We start from the raw sequence: 17,769 nt of genomic DNA, 5'->3' as shown, positions 1-17,769 counted from the left end.
ATTTGTCAAACGATGTAAAATAAAAGCCAGTAGACAACCAAAGGGAGATGGCCATCGTGGGACAGAAGAGATATGCCATAGAAGGAATCCAAGTGGGACAACCTATCATCACCTATGCGAACGGAAAAGAAATCAAAACAGCCATCAACAAAAAGCGCATTCATGAGCCTGTGTATTTAAGTCAGATCAATTTTGAGGGAGATGGCCAAGGTGATTTGATTCATCATGGGGGTTATGATAAAGCCGTCTGCGTCTTTCCGTACGATCATTATGCTTACTTTGAGCAATTTTTAGGGATTCCTTTACAGGAAGCTGCCTTTGGCGAGAATGTAACAGTACGCAAGCTAGTCGAGACGAATGTGCATATTGGCGATGTGTTTCAGCTTGGAGATGCATTTGTTGAGGTGAGCCAGCCAAGACAGCCTTGTGTGAAATTATCTGTTAAGCATGGCAACATGAAGCTTGTAAAGGAAGTGCAAAAAACAGGGTATACAGGCTTTTATTTACGTGTACTGAAAGAAGGCATGGTGCCGCCTGATGCATCGCTTGTACTCGTAGAAAAAGCGTCCCATCACATTACGGTCCATGAGGTCAATGAAGTCAAATATCGTCAAACAAGTCCAGAGAGACTGAAAGCCGTTCTTGAAGTAGAAGCTTTAGCAGATGTGGTGAGGAAGTCTTTAGAAAAACGAATTCAGCACATTTAAAAAAAGCCGTACATCAGCTTAAGATGTACGGCTTTTCAGCGTTTATGAGCTGCGTTTCTTTTGCTCAAGAAGATTTGCAAGGAAATATGTTTTTAAGCTTTGAAGCTTTCTTCCTTCATGCTTAGTCACACCAAGCTTCTTTAATTCTTCGACATACCAGCCTTTGCTACCATAATGCATGATAGAAAACTCCTTTCAATTGAAACTGCCTGCATTGTAACATCTCAAAAAAGGACGTGAAAAGTGTGCAGGTGTCAAGAAATGAAAACTGATTCTATCTGCCTATGATCCATGTATATGCTGGAAATATTGATTTATGAATTTGGCGGGTTGAGGGTAACGAGGATCATGCCGACCGTCATAATCATGATGATAACACCAAGATAGGTCATCATGGATTGTTTTTTCTTAATCCCTACAACCGTTAAAATAATACTTTCGATGAAAAAGATAACACCTATGATGATGAACCACATATCAAATAAGACCCCTTTCGCATATCTTTGCCTATTTTACCACAGGCATTTTTGTTTAGTCGTGACAGATTCGTGAAACGGGCATGAAAAAATCCCCTCCAGTAAAGGAAGGGACCCGCTGGCTTACAGCTTTGTTAAAATAATCGGTTCGTCTTTAGTGATCACAATGGTATGTTCAATCTGTGCGACTAGACTTTTATCTGGTGTTTTAAATGTCCAGCCATCATCAGCCTGATAAATCGATTCAGCATTTGTTGAAATGAAGGGCTCGAAGGCAATAACTGTGCCATTTTTAAACAAAGCATTATCGAATGGATCATAGTAGTTCAAAATATGGTTAGGTGCTTCATGCAGGTTCTTCCCAATGCCGTGTCCTGTCAGGTTTTTAATAACGGTAAATCCTTGTTCTTTCGCTGTATTGTAGACCGCACGGCCAATTTGGTTTTGTCTTTTACCGGCTTTTGCATGTTTTAATCCTTCTAGGAACGCATCCTCCGCACACTTACATAATGCTTCAAGACGAGCATCACCTGTACCTAAAACAAATGAAATGCCTGTATCGGAATAATATCCGTCAAGCTCTGCTGAGATATCAATGTTTACGAGGTCACCCTCTTGTAAAATGGTTTTTTCACTAGGGATACCGTGTGCCACTTCATCGTTTACACTGATACAAGTGGTACCAGGGAAGTCATATTCCTTTTCAGGTGCTGAATTGGCCCCATGCTCTTCTAATATTTTTTTCCCAATCAAATCTAATTCTTTTGTAGACATGCCTGGTTTCGCTTGGCTTTTCATTTCTTCTCTTGCCAAAGCGACAATTCGGCCGACTTTTTTTAAGGCTTCTAACTCATGATCATGTTTGACAATCACTGTTCATTCCCGCTTTCTATAACTTCATTCTATTCAATAGCTTACCACATTTTACGCAAAAAGAGTAAAGAGCGGAATTCAAATCGATGTGGACAAATTGGTATAGATAACTAGACGTGCATATGATATATTTTTTATGAACATCATGAACGATTTAGTCATGATGATGACAAAGGGGGGAAATCAGATGGTGTTTCAGTTTTTTCAAAAGCTAGGAAAATCATTTATGCTTCCAATCGCTGTGCTTCCAGCAGCAGGGATTATTTTGGCCATTGGCCGGGAGGATGTATTCAATATCCCGTTTATTCATGCGGCAGGGAATGCAATTTTTGCGAACTTGGCTTTAATTTTTGCAATGGGAGTAGCGATTGGTATTTCAAAGGATGGGAACGGGGCAGCGGCATTATCAGGTGCAATCTCTTATTTTATTTTGTCAGCCGGTACCACGTCGATCAACTCAACCAACAATATGGGGGTATTGGGCGGTATTTTATGCGGGCTTTTGGCAGGTTATGTTTACAATAAATTTAAGGATACGAAGCTGCCGGAATACTTAGGTTTCTTTAGCGGAAGGCGGCTTGTGCCTATTATGACGGCACTTTTCACCATTCTATTAGCAGCCGTTTTCGGATATGTATGGCCGCCGATTCAAAGTGTGATCAATGATCTAGGGGAATGGATTTTAAGTCTCGGTGCAACAGGTGCAGGGCTGTTTGGTTTCTTTAACCGATTGCTCATTCCATTAGGACTTCACCATGTTTTGAATAACTTATTTTGGTTTCAATTCGGGGAATTCAGCGGGGCAACAGGGGATTTAGCGCGATTCTTTAAAGGAGATCCAAGCGCGGGTGTCTTTATGACAGGATTCTTCCCAGTGATGATGTTTGGTCTGCCAGCGGCATGTCTAGCCATGGTTGTGACTGCAAAACCTGAGAAGCGAAAAGCAACAGCTGGTCTGATGATTGGGATGGCACTTACATCATTTATTACAGGGATCACTGAACCAATTGAATTTTCTTTCATGTTTTTATCTCCACTTTTATATGGTGTCCATGCTATTTTAACAGGGCTTTCGCTTTTTATTGTGAACACCCTCGGGATTCATAGCGGTTTTGCCTTTTCAGCAGGTGCGATTGATTACGTCTTAAGCTTCGGCATTGCGCAAAAGCCGATCTTGCTTCTTGCAGTAGGAATCATTTATGGCGTCGTGTACTTTGTCGTTTTCTATTTCCTCATTAAACTATTAAAGCTGAAAACACCAGGCAGGGAAGATGATGACATGGAAGATATCGCAGCGGATGATGCGGTGACAACAGGAGGAGCAAGTATGCTCGTAGAGGGACTTGGGGGCAAAGACAATATCACCACGATTGATCATTGTGCCACACGTCTTCGCTTAACAGTAGAGGATACAAATTTATTAAATGAAGGTACATTGAAAAAAGCAGGCGCCAAAGGGGTGCTGACTTCTGGAAAAACATCCGTACAAATTATCATTGGAACGAATGTAGAATTTGTCGCAGATGATCTCCGTAAGGAAGTCGATCGAGATTAAAAAAAGCGTTCAGCCAGGTCAAATGGGCTGAACGTTTTTTTGTTTACGCTGTTCGATCACTAGCACAATACTGATCACGACGAGTAAGAACCATGAACTAATTTTCCCTAGATGAACAATGGACCAAGCATGCTGCTGATTTGGATATTGCCATGCGCCTAAAAAGGTGGTGACATTTTCGGCAATCCAAATGAAAAAGCCAATCAGGAAAAATGAAACAACAAGCGGCATTCGAAAGGAAGATGGACCAACCTGAAACGAAACCGACGTTTTCCAAAACACAGCAACAAGCAGACATGTCAGCCACCACCTGACATCATAAAGCCAGTGATGCGTAAAGAAATTGAGATAAATGCACAAACTGATACCAATTGAAAGAAATGGATGAGGCCAGTCGGTCACTTTTACATGAAGTCGTGAAAATGCCTGATAAATATAACTAGCCACACTTGCATACATAAAGCCGCTATAAAGTGGAACCCCGAATATTTTTGTATAAGCTTCTTCTGGGTAGGACCAAGAGCCCATATGTACTTTATACACTTCCAAACAGATTCCTATGAGATGAAATAGACAAATGACCTTTAGCTCCGTCCAAGTCTCCAGCCGCAGCGCAAGCATTAGGATTTGAGCTGCGAGGCAAAGCAGTAGAATGAAATCATACCGGTGAAGAAAAGGAATAGACACCGTCTTTGATAGGGCAAGCGCCGCAAAGATCATGACGGGGAATAGACATGAGATGGCCTGTAAATAAGCAAAATGAAATAGTGTTTTCATACAAAATTAAACCCCTTTTTACTGTCTGAAATGACTTAGACGGTTTTCGCAAGGGAAAAGTTTACCTCTATGAAGCAGAAAGAACAAGATAAGATGAATTCTGGTGGTGACCTGTTCAGTTTTGACTCAGCTCAAAGAACACCCTCTTAATAGAGGGTGTTTTTATAAAGTTTAATCAAAAATACCTCATAAACCCTTATTTTACGATAAATTAGAAGAATCCATTTTGAAAAAAGTATGATCAAAATGGATTCTTCTCTAGCATATTTAAGTTTTGGTTTTATAAAAAAGTTTGATCATTTTTTATCAGGAATTTAATTAAATTTATAGTAATCAACCATTATGGCAACTTTCAAAGCATGATCAATCTCATTTACTCTTAATTGTAAATGGATTGTGCTTCTTCTTCCTAAACTGTGATGTTTCTTTTGCTTCCTGTTTTATGCAGGAACAGTTTTTTTCCTTAAGAAACGTCTTTCTACCAAATATACGACGAACATAGACAACAAGCCGACACCGATCGGTATGCCGAACGCTTCGTACGAAAATGGTGCTCCTTTAAGCTTAAGCTGGCTTGTGGCGCGGTACTCGAGCCGCTTGGCGGCGAATTTCGCCGTCAAGATATCTTCTTGCTTCGCCAAATCTTCAAACGCAGGTTCCATCGCGAACCGCTCTGGCGAATCACTGTGCAGGAAAAGCTGCTCAGCCTTTCCACCGTTCACGTTCCAGTTTCGGATATCGTCTGCAGCGCGCGTCTTCACGTCCGGTCCCACAAAAATCATTTTGTCGAGTTTTGGAGCATCCTCTATTTGATATCGGGCGATCAGATTCAGACCGTGCCGAGTAACAACCGGCTCGCGTTTGTTGGATATCGTCAATGTTGTTGTTGTTCCAGAAGCCCCGTACGTGTCAAAAGCCGAGGATAACATCAGCTCGTCGGCACCGTCATACAGCAGGACTCCGTTCTTTTCCTTGCTCCATTGAAACGCATTGTTCAAAATATAGACGATATCGCTCAATCCGGCCGTGAAAGGCTCCATTTGCGGATGCTGAACAAAATCGTAGGAAGGGTAATTCATTTCCTTCGCCACTTTCTCCGCTACAGGATCTCCCATTTGCTGGGATATAACATACAGTGTGGTATCAATCCCCGAAGTCAGGCCGGCGGAGGAGACTATGTTACCGTCATGCACGTAACGCTGATCCCTTTTCCAAGTAATCTCGGTATATTTCTTTTCCAATCTGCCGATATCTCCCCAATGTGTTGCTGCAGATTTCCTGTTCAGCAGGCCGGTATCCGCCAAATTTTCCGCCCCATTGCAGATGGACAACAATAGCGTTTCCTTGCCGGAGTGCTTACTTATCCAATCGCGGACGGGTTTGTATTTCGCTTCATCCAAAATCGGCATGAAAGGGATCACAATTATATCCGGGCTTTTGCCTGTCAATTTGTCCAACTCGTCGAAAGAGTAATGCGGTACGACATCAAGCCCGCCCGTCAACGATTTTATGTTTTTGTTGGGAGCTGCCGCAAATACATTGTACGAACCCGTCATGGAGAACATTTCGTATGGTACGAGAAAATCAAACACCTCGGTTACTTCATTCGCCAAAATAACGACCACTGTTGGCTTTTTCGAATCATAGGTAGGAGTTTGGATGCTTTGTAGAGAAGCAGGAACTGGCTTATCATAAACCGACATAGCCTCCTGCATCGTGCTCATGAAACCGATCGCTCCGGTTCCTCCAACAACCAGAACGAAAACGCATACATACACGATGAAACGCCATAATTTATTCAATTGTCTTCTCTCCCTTAATGTTCTCTAGTTAATTGTGACGTGTTACTTACTTTGATAATAAAGGGAGGAGGAAATTGATTAAACCCGCTCGAGGCTTATATTTTCTCTGACTACGGTCTTAGTAAAGGATTTTTTTCTCGAACAGCAGACGAAAGCTTATTTTAAAATATTAACTGACCGGACAGGTTGTTAGAGTATTACTTCTGGTTCTTTAAAGGTACACATCACTACTAACCAATACCTCATCCCTATCGTACTTTGACACAGCAGTTGAGTTGTTTGAAAACCATGAAACGCGTCACACTCCAAAAGTTTATTTCTACAAGCTGCACACACTTTTGAGATTTGCATAAATTAGATATTCATGAACAATTTGTGAATATATATGTGAAAGAGATCACAAATAAGAAATAGCATAGTATAATAAGATCATAAAGAAAATGTGAAATATTTCACATAATTTAAAAGGAGGCATCATCATGTTTACAAAATTCTTACAAACGAATGTATGGGCAGCCGTTATCCTTTTGGCAGCAAGACTTTATATCGGATGGACTTGGCTGACATCTGGTATTGGAAAACTAACAGGTGGATTTGATGCATCAGGCTATTTGCAATTTGCGATATCTGAACCTGTCGTCAAAGATGGTCATCTTGTGTATCCGTTCTATGTATGGTTTTTAGAAAATGTCGCTTTGCCGAATGCCGGATTATTTAGTGCTATGGTCATGTGGGGAGAAATCTTAGTAGGCCTAGGATTAATTGTCGGATTATTCACAACAACGGCAGCCTTTTTTGGAAGCGTGATGAATGTCTCTTTCTTACTAGCTGGAACTGTCTCTGTGAACCCGCTGCTTCTTCTGATCGCAGTCTTCATCATGGCAGCGAAAGGAAATGCCGGAAAACTTGGTCTTGATTATGTAGCAGGTCCAGTCCTCAAACGAAAACTGAAAAGAAAGCCGCAATTAGAAGTGGCATCATAATAAAGAAAAGCATCCAGAGCATGTGCTCAGGATGCTTTTTTATTTAAGAATTGGCTTTTATCAAGTTGATATGCAGCACGGTGAGTTCATGCTGGCTAATATCAGGATCATGTCCAACGATAAATTCGAGCTCATAATCACCGGTTCGATACACATATTTTTTCTCTTTTGTTTGCGGGATGGTGCTCACTGAATCCGCTGATCCGAGCTGTTTCTTTAGTAGAGCAGGGGTCATTCCACCAATATTTGTTTCTTTTTCTACATTCGTTCCGAAATAACGGATTTCATCAATCTTGCCTTTTGCATCATAGTGAAAAGCAAATCCAGGATTCCCCATTTCAGCGTGATAGAGATCAAAGCTGCTTTGACCTGTTTCTGGGTATGGATTTCCGAGCTTATGATGAACGTCTTTTTTTGTTTGAACGCCTATTTTGAGCCCTTTTGCATAGTAAGGCATCTGTCCTTTATGTGCCAGCTCATAAATGCTGGTAAGCGCGGCTTTTGGACCTTGAGGAACGGATTGTTCTGCTGCTGGTTTGGCCATGGCGTGTGCTGAGACAGCAGGGCTGAAACCGAATAGGGCAGACGAAGCAAGTGAGGCAGTCACGACAAAAGCTGCTGTTTTCTTCATGATAAATCCCTCCTTCTTCTCCTATACCCGGTGCAATCATGATCAAACGTAAAAAGAACCAGCTGATCAAGGATCGGCTGGTTCTTAGCATGAGAAAGTTATTTTGAAGAAGAGCTGGATTCATCTTTGGCGGAAGAGGAATCCTTTTCATCCTGTACTTTCTTTGTATAGTCATAGTCGTTGCGGTCAATCGGTGTAAAGCCTTTAGGTTTGTAGAAACGGAGTAAATCTTCGGTGACAATCTTATCAGATGTCTCCAGCATCTTTTTCACCGTTTCATTTTCTTGTGATGCCTTGTCAGTTGGCTCGATTTTCTCGCCTGTTTTGTTGCTGTAATAGTTATTGCCTACTTTCGTGTAGTCCTTAGACACGAAGTCACCGTTTCTAAATGGCACAAGCTCTTTAAAGTTCTTCGATAAGATATCAGAACCAGACATTAAATAGTTCTTCGTATCATCGCCGAGCAGGTGCAGAAGGGTTGGTGCGACATCGACTTCACCAGAGTATTTATGAATCTGTCCGCCTTTTACGCCAGGTACATGGATAAAGAGCGGCACACGCATGAGCTGTGCATTTTCATAATCTCCAATTTTTTGCCCTGTCACTTTTTCCATCGCTTCATTATGGTTTTCAGAAATGCCGTAATGATCTCCGTACATAATGACGACTGTGTTGTCATAGAGACCTGACTTTTTCAAATCGTTGAAGAACTGTTCAATCGCTTCATCTAAATAATGAGCCGATTGGAAGTAGTTATCGACGACAGAGTCACCGAAGTCACCAGGTTCGAAATCAGTGTCACCTTCGTCCATTCCAAATGGGAAATGGTTCGATAAGGTAATGAATTTCGAATAAAACGGCTGCTTCAGGTTTTTAAGCATTGGCATCGATTCTTTGAAGAACGGTTTGTCTTTCAGTCCGTAGTTCTTCGTATCCTGCTCGTTCATATCGTAGTACTCAGAATCGTAAAATCTGTCATACCCAAAGGATTTAAACATTTCATTACGGTTCCAGAAGGTTTTCGTATTGCCATGGAATTCGGCTGACGTATATTGATCCTTCTTCAAAATACCAGGAAGTGCTTGATACGTGTTTTGCGCTTTGTTAATAAAAACAGAGCCCTGTGATAATGGGAATAATCCAGTATCCATCATAAATTCAGCATCAGACGTTTTTCCCTGTCCTGTTTGATGGAAGAAGTTATCAAAGTAAAACGTTTTGTTGTCGTGTGCCAATGAGTTAAGGAACGGCGTTACTTCTTTTCCATTCACTTTATAATCAATGACAAAGTTTTGCAGAGATTCAAGAGAAATTGTAATCACGTTCATGCCTTTCGCTTTCCCGTAATAAGCCGGGTTAGGATCAGCGCTGTTCGCTTTTAAATAATTCTCTACATCTGTCACGTCATTTGAATTTGCGAGAGCACGCTGGCTGTTTGATTTCACATTTTGAATGGCATCAAACACAGTAAAGTTATAAGCACCTAAATATTTAACTAAATAATTGCGGTCGAACGATCTTGATAAAAGCTCTGGACGATCGATCTCTGCAGCAACTAAGTTTAAAACAAAGATCACAACAGAGGACACAAGGACGAGTCTAAACGATTTTGACTTTTGTACAGGTACAGTCGTGGCTGTACTTGTTTGCTGCTGCCTTTTCATGCGGACTGCAAGTACGATCAAAATGATTGTATCAATAAAGTAAAACACATCAGTCCAACGCATGAGTGAAAATGCACTATCACCTAATTGTCCGCCATTCGTTCCTGCCTGCATCACTGTAGGCAGCGTGATAAAGTCATTGAAGAATCGATAGTACACGATGTTTGCGTATAGTAAAAAAGACATGAAAAAGTGAATCACAATGATAGCGGCAGGCTGCCATTTTTTCTTGAACAATAAAGCAAAGCCAAGAAAGAACAAGCTGGAGCTAATAGGATTCACGAAAAGCAAAATATGCTGAAGCACATTTGATATACCAAGTTTAAATTCGATTAAATACGCTGAATACGTTTTGAGCCATAGTAAGATGGCTGCAATCAGAAAGAAGCCGAGACCTCTTTTTTGAATAAATGTTTTCATATAAACACTCCTTTTCTCCGATACACGGAAGAGGCGGAACGAAAGAAAACGAACCATTAGAATATACCACGAAATGCACAAATAGAAAAGTCATAACCGGTGAAGCGCCTTTGCAAGCCTGTCCGAGCAATAAAAGGAGAGAAAATGAAAATATTCGCCCATCGAAAAACTTTTTATGAAAATCGACCTATTATTGACAGAAAATTCAGCAATTTTCCAGTTGCTATATCAATAAAACAGGTAAAAAGGCATAAGTCTAAAGAATTAATTTAATTTCTACAATGGTCATTTAGAGAGTTTTTCCATTGTTTATTAATGTTTATGCAGGTTAAGCAAAAAAAATGAACAATGGAATGGAACAAGAAGATGGATAAAAATTCCTCTTATACGATATATCAATATATTTTTGTGTTTCATCAACATAATGCTTTTGATGTGTTTTTTAAGGGTTTCATTTATTTTAATAAGTAAACAAATTATCTAGATATACTTAAGTGAACATATCGAGACTATAAACTTCTGAATTGGGGTCGATATAGACAGTGACAGGAAATCTTCCATTGAAAGGATTGATAGTATATGACTGTACGAGCAGAGAACCTCGTTCAGAACTGGTTTCCGAGTGAGGACGGAAATGCAGGAGAGCGTAAAGAACTCGTCAAATTGATGGAGCAGATCATTTCAGGGGTCGATGACCTGAAGGATCCCAACCGTGCACACCTTAAAGGTGAAAAGAATCGTGGGGAGGACTTTTACAAAAAGCTCACTGAAACAAGTCAAATTCCGATGAACGGCCAGCAAGCGGAACTTGTGAATGAAGAATTACTGAAGCTTTTACATAACCATCCATACCACACCAAGTATTTCTTCACGAACATTTTGCCAATGGCAAGTACACCAGGAATTTTAGGCATGCTGACAGCTATGCTGGTAAACGGAAACAACCTATGGGATGTTTATGGGCCAGCAGGTGCGGAAGCTGAGGTCAGAGTGGTCTCAATGATGTCTAAGCTCATCGGATATGATCCAAACGTGAGCGGGGGATACACAACATGGGGAGGTCAAGGAGCGATTTTTTCAGGACTTCGTTTAGCGATTGCCAAAGCAGCGCCGGAGTCACTGCGAAAAGGAGTTCCGCAAAATCTTTATGCGTTTTGTTCTGATGCCGCACATTACAGCTTATTTAAGTCAATGGAAGCAACAGGACTTGGCACAAACAACTTAATCAGAATTAAGACGAATAAAGATCATTCAATGGATATGGAAGATTTGCGTTGTCAAATGGAACGTGTTGCACAGGATGGCGGGATTCCCGTTTATATTGTGGCAACAACCGGAACAACAGATGCCATTGCAATTGATGATGTAAAAGGGGTACGTGAAACAGCAGAAGCGATTGCTGAAAAGTATGATCTGAAGGTGCCGCATATTCATGCAGATTCGGCGCTGGGTGGATTCTTTGCTTTCTTTAATGAGTATGATGTATCAGAAAACCCGCTGCAATTCACAGACGGTGTTCTTCGTATGCTAAAAGAAATCAAAGCGAAATTCCAGCATCTTTCTCTTGCAGACTCGATGTGCTTTGATTTTCAAAAGCTCGGCCAAACACCTTACACATCCAGTTTATTCTTAGTGAAAAACGCTGCTGACTTAAAGCGTTTGGATCTGGAAGAACAAGAGACGCCATATGTTGGCCATAGAGGCTACGGGGAATACCATACGGGTTATACACTTGAGTGCTCAAGAATGGGAAGCTCAATCAGCATGCTGAGTGTGCTGTTAACGTTTGGGATTGAAGGCTACCAGCGCTTGCTCGGTCAATTCTTAGAAGTAAACCTTGCCTTCAGAGAAGCACTTAGTAGGGAAATTCCGCAAGCAGAAGTCGTGAATGATGACAACGTCGGAATGGCTACATTATTTAGAATTTACCTAGACGGCTCACCGCGTTTTCAAGAAGAGATTTCTGGCGAAGCGACTTCAATGGAAATTGAGCGAAACAATGAATTGAACAAAATGTTGTTTGAAAAGCTTGGAGAGAAAAGAGACGAGATGTTCTTTGGCGATACAACGAAGTTTTTACTTGTTAACTCAAAAGAAGGTCAAGAATTCTATCTAAGTGTTAGTAAGTTTTTTGTCATCTCACCTTATACGTTACCAGAGCATATCCCTCATATCGTATCTTATTTAAAAGATGTGATTGCATCTGTTTGTGGACAATTTGAAAATGTACATGCTTAAACCAAATCTGAGAGTGGAGATGTAGGAAAAAATGGCGAAACAAAGGAAATTTGGAGGATACACGATATCCTCTAAAATCATGTCAGTCGTTACCGTAACATTACTCGCAACCGTTGCATTATTCGTTCTAACATTTTATCTAGTCAGCCAGGATTTATCATCCCAGTTATTAAAGCAATTTGATTATCGATTAACAACAGATATTGATACCGCCAAAAAAGAAATCGATAACATCGATGGAAACGTGCTCAGCATTAGCGGGAAGGATGATCCCATTTATGTCGATATCAAAAAGAAATTCACAGAGCTTCAAAAAGATCATACGCTTGAGAACTTATACGTGTTATCTAATAAAGGCGGTAAAGAAAGAATTATCGTATTAACTGGGGAAGACAATGATTTTGACCAGGATTATGCATTTTCAGATGAGATGAAGCAAGCTCTTTCTGAAGATAAAATGGTCAAAAGTGATATTTACCATGATTCATATGGAACACATAAATCAGTCTTTTTGCCAATCAAAGATTCAGGCGGTGAGCTGACAGGGATTTTAGGGATTGATCTAGATGCATCAATTGTTCCAGCCACTACGAAGAAGCTCACAATCTACATTACGGTTGCATCGGCTATTGTGCTCATCGGTGGATTGCTCTTCTCCTTTATCATGGGAAGAAGAATTGCGAAACCAGCACGTTCATTGATGGAATCAGCGAACCGAATTGCTGACGGTGATTTAACTGGAATGGTAGAAGTTGAGAGTAAAGACGAGATCGGCCAGCTTGCCGCATCCTTCCAAAAGATGCAGGGGCGGATCAAAGAGCTCATTTCGAAGATCTCGCACTCATCTAGTGAAGTATCAAAAATGTCTTCACAGCTTCGCACGGTGACGAACGAATCAAGTCAAAGTGCGCAGCAAGTGTCAGAAGCCATGACGAATATGAGTGAAGGAATCAATGATTCTGTCGCAAATATTACGGATTGTACGAGATCTGTTGCAGAGATCGATACTCAAATCGAAGGCGTCACAAAAGAAGTCGATGAAATGAAATCTGTTTCATCTGACGTACAGGAGCAGTCAGAATCTGGTCAAAAACTTGTGAACCATGTGCTTGATCATCTGAACTTGTTACATGACAAGATGACCAACTCGAAGCAGGCAGCAGAAGAATTACAATCCCATTCAACGGAGATTGAAAGTGTGATCTCGATTATTACGGACATTTCAGCACAAACGAATCTTCTTGCACTGAATGCTTCCATTGAAGCGGCACGTGTTGGGGAAGAAGGAAAAGGGTTTGCTGTTGTGGCAGATGAGGTACGTAAATTAGCAGAGCAATCAGCAGATGCAGCTAAAACTGTTTCAGACCTCGTTATCGGTACACAGGAAAACAGCCAGCGTGTTCTTGAAAGCGTAGAGGAAAGCAGTAAAGCAGTGGAAGAAGGACGTGAGCAAATGGAAGGCACGTCACAAAACTTCGCTGTGATTTACGACGGTGTATCTCAGTTTTCAAGAAGAACGAACAATTTGCTTGCTTCTATTAAGCAAGTTGAGCGAGCATATCAAACGATTTCTACATCGATTGAGCAAATTTCTGTTGTATCGGAAGAACATGCAGCCAGCTCTCAAGAAGTAGCGGCAGCAACAGAACAGCAAAGTGCTGGTATGCAGCAAATTTCAAGTGCGATTGAACAGCTCTCTGACATGTCAGACGACTTAGCACAAATGGTCTCAACTTTCAAAATCGACAAGAAATAACAAGAAAGGGCTAAAATATTTTAGCCCTTTTTCTCTTTTCAGCGAAGAAGGGACGAGCACCGAATGCGAGGGTTTGTCTAGACGCTGAAGCTGGCTCTTGTGAGAGAGCCAGCTTATTTGCTATGCTTAATCAAACACTTGCGACGAAAGGAGAAACGCTATGGATTTTGCGCAGAGATTATCAGAAGAACGGATCAAAAAAGCGATGGATAACGGGGCTTTTGAAGGATTATCTGGCTTTGGGAAGCCTCTGCCAAAAGATGACGCTGCTCATGTACCAGAAGAACTTAGAATGGGCTACCGCATTATGAAAAATGCCGGATTTGCTGGGGAAGAAACAGCGCTGAAAAAAGAACTTATGACTGTCAAAGAATTACTTCAATCGAGTATAGATGGAGAGGTAAGAAAGAAACTGTCTCTCATATGTGAAGAAAAACAAAAACGTCTGGATGAACTTACATCTAAGCGTCAAACTTTTGCTCGCCCAGCCTCCTCCTTTTACAAAAATAAGGTCTACGAGAAATTAACAGAGCATAAAAAAAGATAATGACACGCCGCCTCTCCCTGAGCACATTGAGGGAGCTTTTTTTATGTAAGCGCTACATTTTATTGTTGACTACATGTATATACAAATATAAAATATGAAGTAAACATGTATATACAAGTTTTTTGGTTCTTTTTTCTTATATAAAAAAACGATCTCGGAGGGGATAGTATGGCTGATTATCAGGCAGCAGCAGATCAGATTGTGAAAGCCATCGGCGGCAAAGAAAATATCGATCAAGCGACACATTGTGTAACAAGGCTGCGCTTTGTGCTGAAAGATGAAGGTAAGGTGGATGAGAAAGCACTTGAACAAATTGATGAAGTGAAGGGATCTTTCTCAGCGAACGGTCAATACCAAGTTGTTATCGGCCAAGGGGTCGTCAATCGAGTATATGCCGAAATGGTCAAAAGGACGGGAATTGGGGAAGCCACAAAAGAGGACGTCAAGCGTGCCTCTGATCAAAAATTGAATCCATTGCAGCGTGCTGTGAAAACGCTTGCTGATATCTTTATACCGATTCTTCCTGCTATCGTCACAGCCGGTTTATTAATGGGGATTAATAATATTTTAACAGCTCCTGATATTTTCTTCGATCAAAAATCGATTGTGGATGTGTACCCGGCATGGGCTGATTTAGCGAATATGATCAACTTAATTGCTGGCACTGCCTTCACGTTCCTGCCAGCATTAATTGGCTGGTCAGCTGTGAAGCGATTTGGGGGGAATCCACTTTTAGGGATGGTCCTCGGTCTGATGCTCGTACATCCAGACTTGTTAAACGCATGGGGCTATGGAGCGGCAGAGAAGACCGGTGACATTCCTGTTTGGAACTTGTTTGGACTTGAAGTGCAGAAGGTAGGCTATCAAGGACAGGTTCTTCCGATACTCGTTGCCTCCTATTTACTTGCAAAGCTCGAATTATTTATCACAAAACGGACACCTGAAAGTATTCAGCTGTTAGTGGTTGCACCGATTACGTTATTAGTCATTGGATTTTTATCATTTATCGTCATTGGACCTGTTACATTTGCAATCGGTAACGTTTTAACATCTGGACTTGTAGCGGTATTCCAGCAATTCGCAGCACTTGGCGGTCTATTATACGGCGGACTGTATGCAGCATTAGTCATTACAGGAATGCACCATACGTTCCTCGCTGTTGATATTCAATTGATTAACTCAAAGCTGCACGGCACGTTCCTATGGCCAATGCTTGCCTTATCCAACATTGCACAAGGATCAGCTGCCCTTGCGATGATGTTTGTCTTAAAAGATGAAAAGCAAAAAGGACTTTCGTTAACATCCAGTATTTCTGCTTATTTAGGAATTACTGAACCGGCCATGTTTGGGGTCAACCTGCGTTATCGATTCCCATTTATTTTTGCTCTGATCAGCTCAGGATTAGCCGGTATGTTTATCGCTTCTCAAGGGGTGCTGGCAAGTTCAGTTGGTGTTGGAGGCATTCCAGGAATCTTCTCCATTATCCCGAAATATTGGGGTGCATTTGCAATCGGAATGGTGATTGTACTCATCCTCCCATTCATCGGTACTCTTTTATATGCAAAACTAAAAAAGAAGAAGGATTTTTCAGACGAACTTAACTAGTGGTGGTGAAGGAAATTGAATCAGCAAACAAATGAACCGTGGTGGAAAAAAGCGGTGGTCTATCAAATTTATCCGAAAAGCTTTTTAGATACAACAGGCTCTGGGACAGGTGATATCAATGGCGTGACGAAAAAGCTTGATTATATCAAAGAGCTTGGGGCGGATTGTATTTGGCTCACGCCAATGTATGAGTCCCCGCAGTATGACAACGGCTATGATATTAGTGATTATACAAAAATCCATGAGATGTACGGCACAATGACAGATTTTGAACGCATGCTGAAGGAAGCGCATGAGAGAGGAATACGAGTCATCATGGATTTAGCCGTTAACCATACATCCATTTTCCATGAGTGGTTTCAAGCCTCGCGTGAGTCAAAGGATAACCCTTATCGAGATTATTATATTTGGAAGGAGCCAAAAGCGGATGGATCTCCGCCGAATGATTGGCAGTCGAAATTTGGCGGTCCAGCCTGGGAACTCGACGAAGTAACAGGAGATTATTATCTTCATTTATATGATGTCACTCAGGCGGATCTCAATTGGGAGAAGGATGAAGTGCGCAGGAAAGTATATGACATCATGCACTTTTGGTTTGAAAAAGGAATTGATGGGTTCAGGCTGGATGTCATCAACAACATCTCAAAGGATCAGCGTTTCTTAGATGATGCCGGACAATCTGTGCAAGGTGACGGCCGCATGTACTATACAGACGGGCCAAGAATTCATGAATTTTTGCATGAAATGAACCAGGAGGTTTTTTCGAAATACGATAGCATGACAGTGGGAGAAATGTCTTCAACGAATATCGCAGACTGTATTCGGTATACAAGACCTGATCGGCAGGAGCTTGATATGACGTTTAACTTCCATCATTTAAAGGTGGATTATCCAAATGGTGAAAAATGGGCAATCGCGCCATTTGATTTTCAAGAATTGAAGTCGATTCTGTCTGAATGGCAGACGAAAATGCATGAGGGCGGCGGCTGGAATGCCCTGTTCTGGTGCAATCATGATCAGCCCCGTATCGTCTCAAGATATGGTGATGATGACACGTATCATCAGCAATCAGCGAAGATGCTGGCGACCACAATTCATCTCATGCAGGGGACTCCTTATATTTATCAAGGTGAGGAAATAGGCATGAAGAATCCTCGCTTTGAGGACATTTCGTCTTACCGTGATATCGAATCACTCAATATGTACGTAGTCATGCTTGAAAAGGGGAAATCAAAGGAAGAAGCACTCGCCATTTTACAGGTCAAGTCAAGAGATAATGCGAGAACACCAATGCAGTGGACCTCAGAGAAGAATGCAGGTTTCTCAACAGGAACGCCTTGGATTGAGCCAGCCAATAACGATATTTCGGTCGAGGCTTCATTAAAAGATCGGACGTCCATTTTCTATCATTACCAAGCCCTTTGCAGACTGCGTAAAGAACTTGACGTGATCACATATGGCAGCTTCTCCTTACTCCTAGCAGAAGATCCAAAGATTTTTGCTTATGTTAGAGAAAGCAAGGATGAGAAGCTCCTCGTGATCAACCACTTTTATGCAGGGGAGACGGACTTTACGCTTCCTGATGAGCTTGTGCAGGCTGTTGATGAGATGGAGAGTCAAGTGCTGTTATCCAATTATGAGGATGTGCCGGCACATATCAAGGGATTTACGTTGCGCCCATATGAGTCAATCGTTTATCATTTAACCAAACGCTAGAAAATGGGGCGGAGGGAAA

Annotated in this window: 15 protein-coding genes; 8 read left to right on the top strand and 7 right to left on the bottom strand. The window is 41.4% G+C overall.

Translation table 11 applies throughout. The features are described from left to right. Positions 1-56: 56 nt before the first annotated feature. Positions 57-707, top strand: a complete 651-nt coding sequence (locus AOQ70_RS17695; RefSeq protein WP_058837489.1) for an MOSC domain-containing protein — start codon at positions 57-59, stop codon at positions 705-707. A gap of 42 nt (positions 708-749) precedes the next feature. On the opposite strand, the gene AOQ70_RS19460 is transcribed toward AOQ70_RS17695, so the two are convergent. From AOQ70_RS19460 to map, 3 genes are all read right to left on the bottom strand, one after another. Continuing rightward, positions 750-887, bottom strand: coding sequence for a YflJ family protein (locus tag AOQ70_RS19460; RefSeq protein ID WP_064497716.1), 138 nt, complete (start codon positions 885-887; stop codon positions 750-752). A gap of 134 nt (positions 888-1,021) precedes the next feature. Next, positions 1,022-1,183: a hypothetical protein gene (locus AOQ70_RS19820; protein WP_087976421.1), complete on the bottom strand. Its 162-nt coding sequence runs from the start codon at positions 1,181-1,183 to the stop codon at positions 1,022-1,024. A 123-nt stretch (positions 1,184-1,306) separates the two neighbouring features. Then, positions 1,307-2,056, bottom strand: a complete 750-nt coding sequence (map, locus tag AOQ70_RS17690) for a type I methionyl aminopeptidase (RefSeq protein WP_024424611.1) — start codon at positions 2,054-2,056, stop codon at positions 1,307-1,309. 187 nt (positions 2,057-2,243) lie between these two features. Between map and nagE the strand changes: the two genes are divergently transcribed. Continuing rightward, positions 2,244-3,611 carry an N-acetylglucosamine-specific PTS transporter subunit IIBC gene (gene nagE, locus AOQ70_RS17685; protein ID WP_059377718.1) on the top strand — a complete coding sequence of 456 codons (1,368 nt, stop codon included), beginning with the start codon at positions 2,244-2,246 and terminating at the stop codon, positions 3,609-3,611. 18 nt (positions 3,612-3,629) lie between these two features. Here nagE and AOQ70_RS17680 read toward each other — a convergent pair whose 3' ends face one another. Continuing rightward, entirely contained in the window at positions 3,630-4,388 is a 759-nt protein-coding gene (locus AOQ70_RS17680; RefSeq protein ID WP_059377715.1) for a DUF817 domain-containing protein, read from the bottom strand. Positions 4,389-4,828: 440 nt separating this feature from the next. Continuing rightward, positions 4,829-6,190, bottom strand: coding sequence for a DJ-1/PfpI family protein (locus tag AOQ70_RS17675; protein ID WP_059377713.1), 1,362 nt, complete (start codon positions 6,188-6,190; stop codon positions 4,829-4,831). A gap of 479 nt (positions 6,191-6,669) precedes the next feature. Between AOQ70_RS17675 and AOQ70_RS17670 the strand changes: the two genes are divergently transcribed. Continuing rightward, on the top strand, positions 6,670-7,173 hold the full coding sequence (locus tag AOQ70_RS17670; protein ID WP_024426621.1) for a DoxX family protein: 504 nt from the start codon (positions 6,670-6,672) through the stop codon (positions 7,171-7,173). Positions 7,174-7,216: 43 nt separating this feature from the next. On the opposite strand, the gene AOQ70_RS17665 is transcribed toward AOQ70_RS17670, so the two are convergent. Both AOQ70_RS17665 and AOQ70_RS17660 read right to left on the bottom strand, forming a co-directional pair. Beyond that, positions 7,217-7,804 (bottom strand): YjgB family protein, encoded by a 588-nt coding sequence (locus AOQ70_RS17665; RefSeq protein WP_058837485.1) that lies wholly within the window; start codon positions 7,802-7,804, stop codon positions 7,217-7,219. A 98-nt stretch (positions 7,805-7,902) separates the two neighbouring features. Then, on the bottom strand, positions 7,903-9,888 hold the full coding sequence (locus tag AOQ70_RS17660) for an LTA synthase family protein (RefSeq protein ID WP_039177124.1): 1,986 nt from the start codon (positions 9,886-9,888) through the stop codon (positions 7,903-7,905). A 579-nt stretch (positions 9,889-10,467) separates the two neighbouring features. Here AOQ70_RS17660 and AOQ70_RS17655 point away from each other — a divergent pair. From AOQ70_RS17655 to treC, 5 genes are all read left to right on the top strand, one after another. After that, complete coding sequence (locus AOQ70_RS17655; RefSeq protein ID WP_058837484.1) at positions 10,468-12,126, top strand: pyridoxal phosphate-dependent decarboxylase family protein; 1,659 nt, start codon at positions 10,468-10,470, stop codon at positions 12,124-12,126. A 31-nt stretch (positions 12,127-12,157) separates the two neighbouring features. Further along, the gene (locus AOQ70_RS17650; RefSeq protein WP_059377711.1) at positions 12,158-13,882 is read left to right on the top strand and encodes a methyl-accepting chemotaxis protein; all 1,725 of its coding nucleotides are present in this window, start codon (positions 12,158-12,160) and stop codon (positions 13,880-13,882) included. 160 nt (positions 13,883-14,042) lie between these two features. Then, positions 14,043-14,429, top strand: coding sequence for a J-domain-containing protein (locus AOQ70_RS17645; RefSeq protein ID WP_058837482.1), 387 nt, complete (start codon positions 14,043-14,045; stop codon positions 14,427-14,429). Positions 14,430-14,597: 168 nt separating this feature from the next. Beyond that, complete coding sequence (gene treP / locus AOQ70_RS17640; protein WP_041087235.1) at positions 14,598-16,034, top strand: PTS system trehalose-specific EIIBC component; 1,437 nt, start codon at positions 14,598-14,600, stop codon at positions 16,032-16,034. A gap of 15 nt (positions 16,035-16,049) precedes the next feature. After that, positions 16,050-17,750, top strand: a complete 1,701-nt coding sequence (gene treC, locus AOQ70_RS17635) for an alpha,alpha-phosphotrehalase (protein ID WP_059377710.1) — start codon at positions 16,050-16,052, stop codon at positions 17,748-17,750. The last annotated feature ends 19 nt before the right edge of the window (positions 17,751-17,769 follow it).

Origin of the sequence: Bacillus sp. AM 13(2015) (assembly GCF_001518755.1) — a bacterium.
GTDB lineage: Bacteria > Bacillota > Bacilli > Bacillales > Bacillaceae > Bacillus > Bacillus safensis.
The sequence above is the reverse complement of the archived record's forward strand: the minus strand, read 5'-3'. Positions and strand labels throughout refer to the sequence as shown.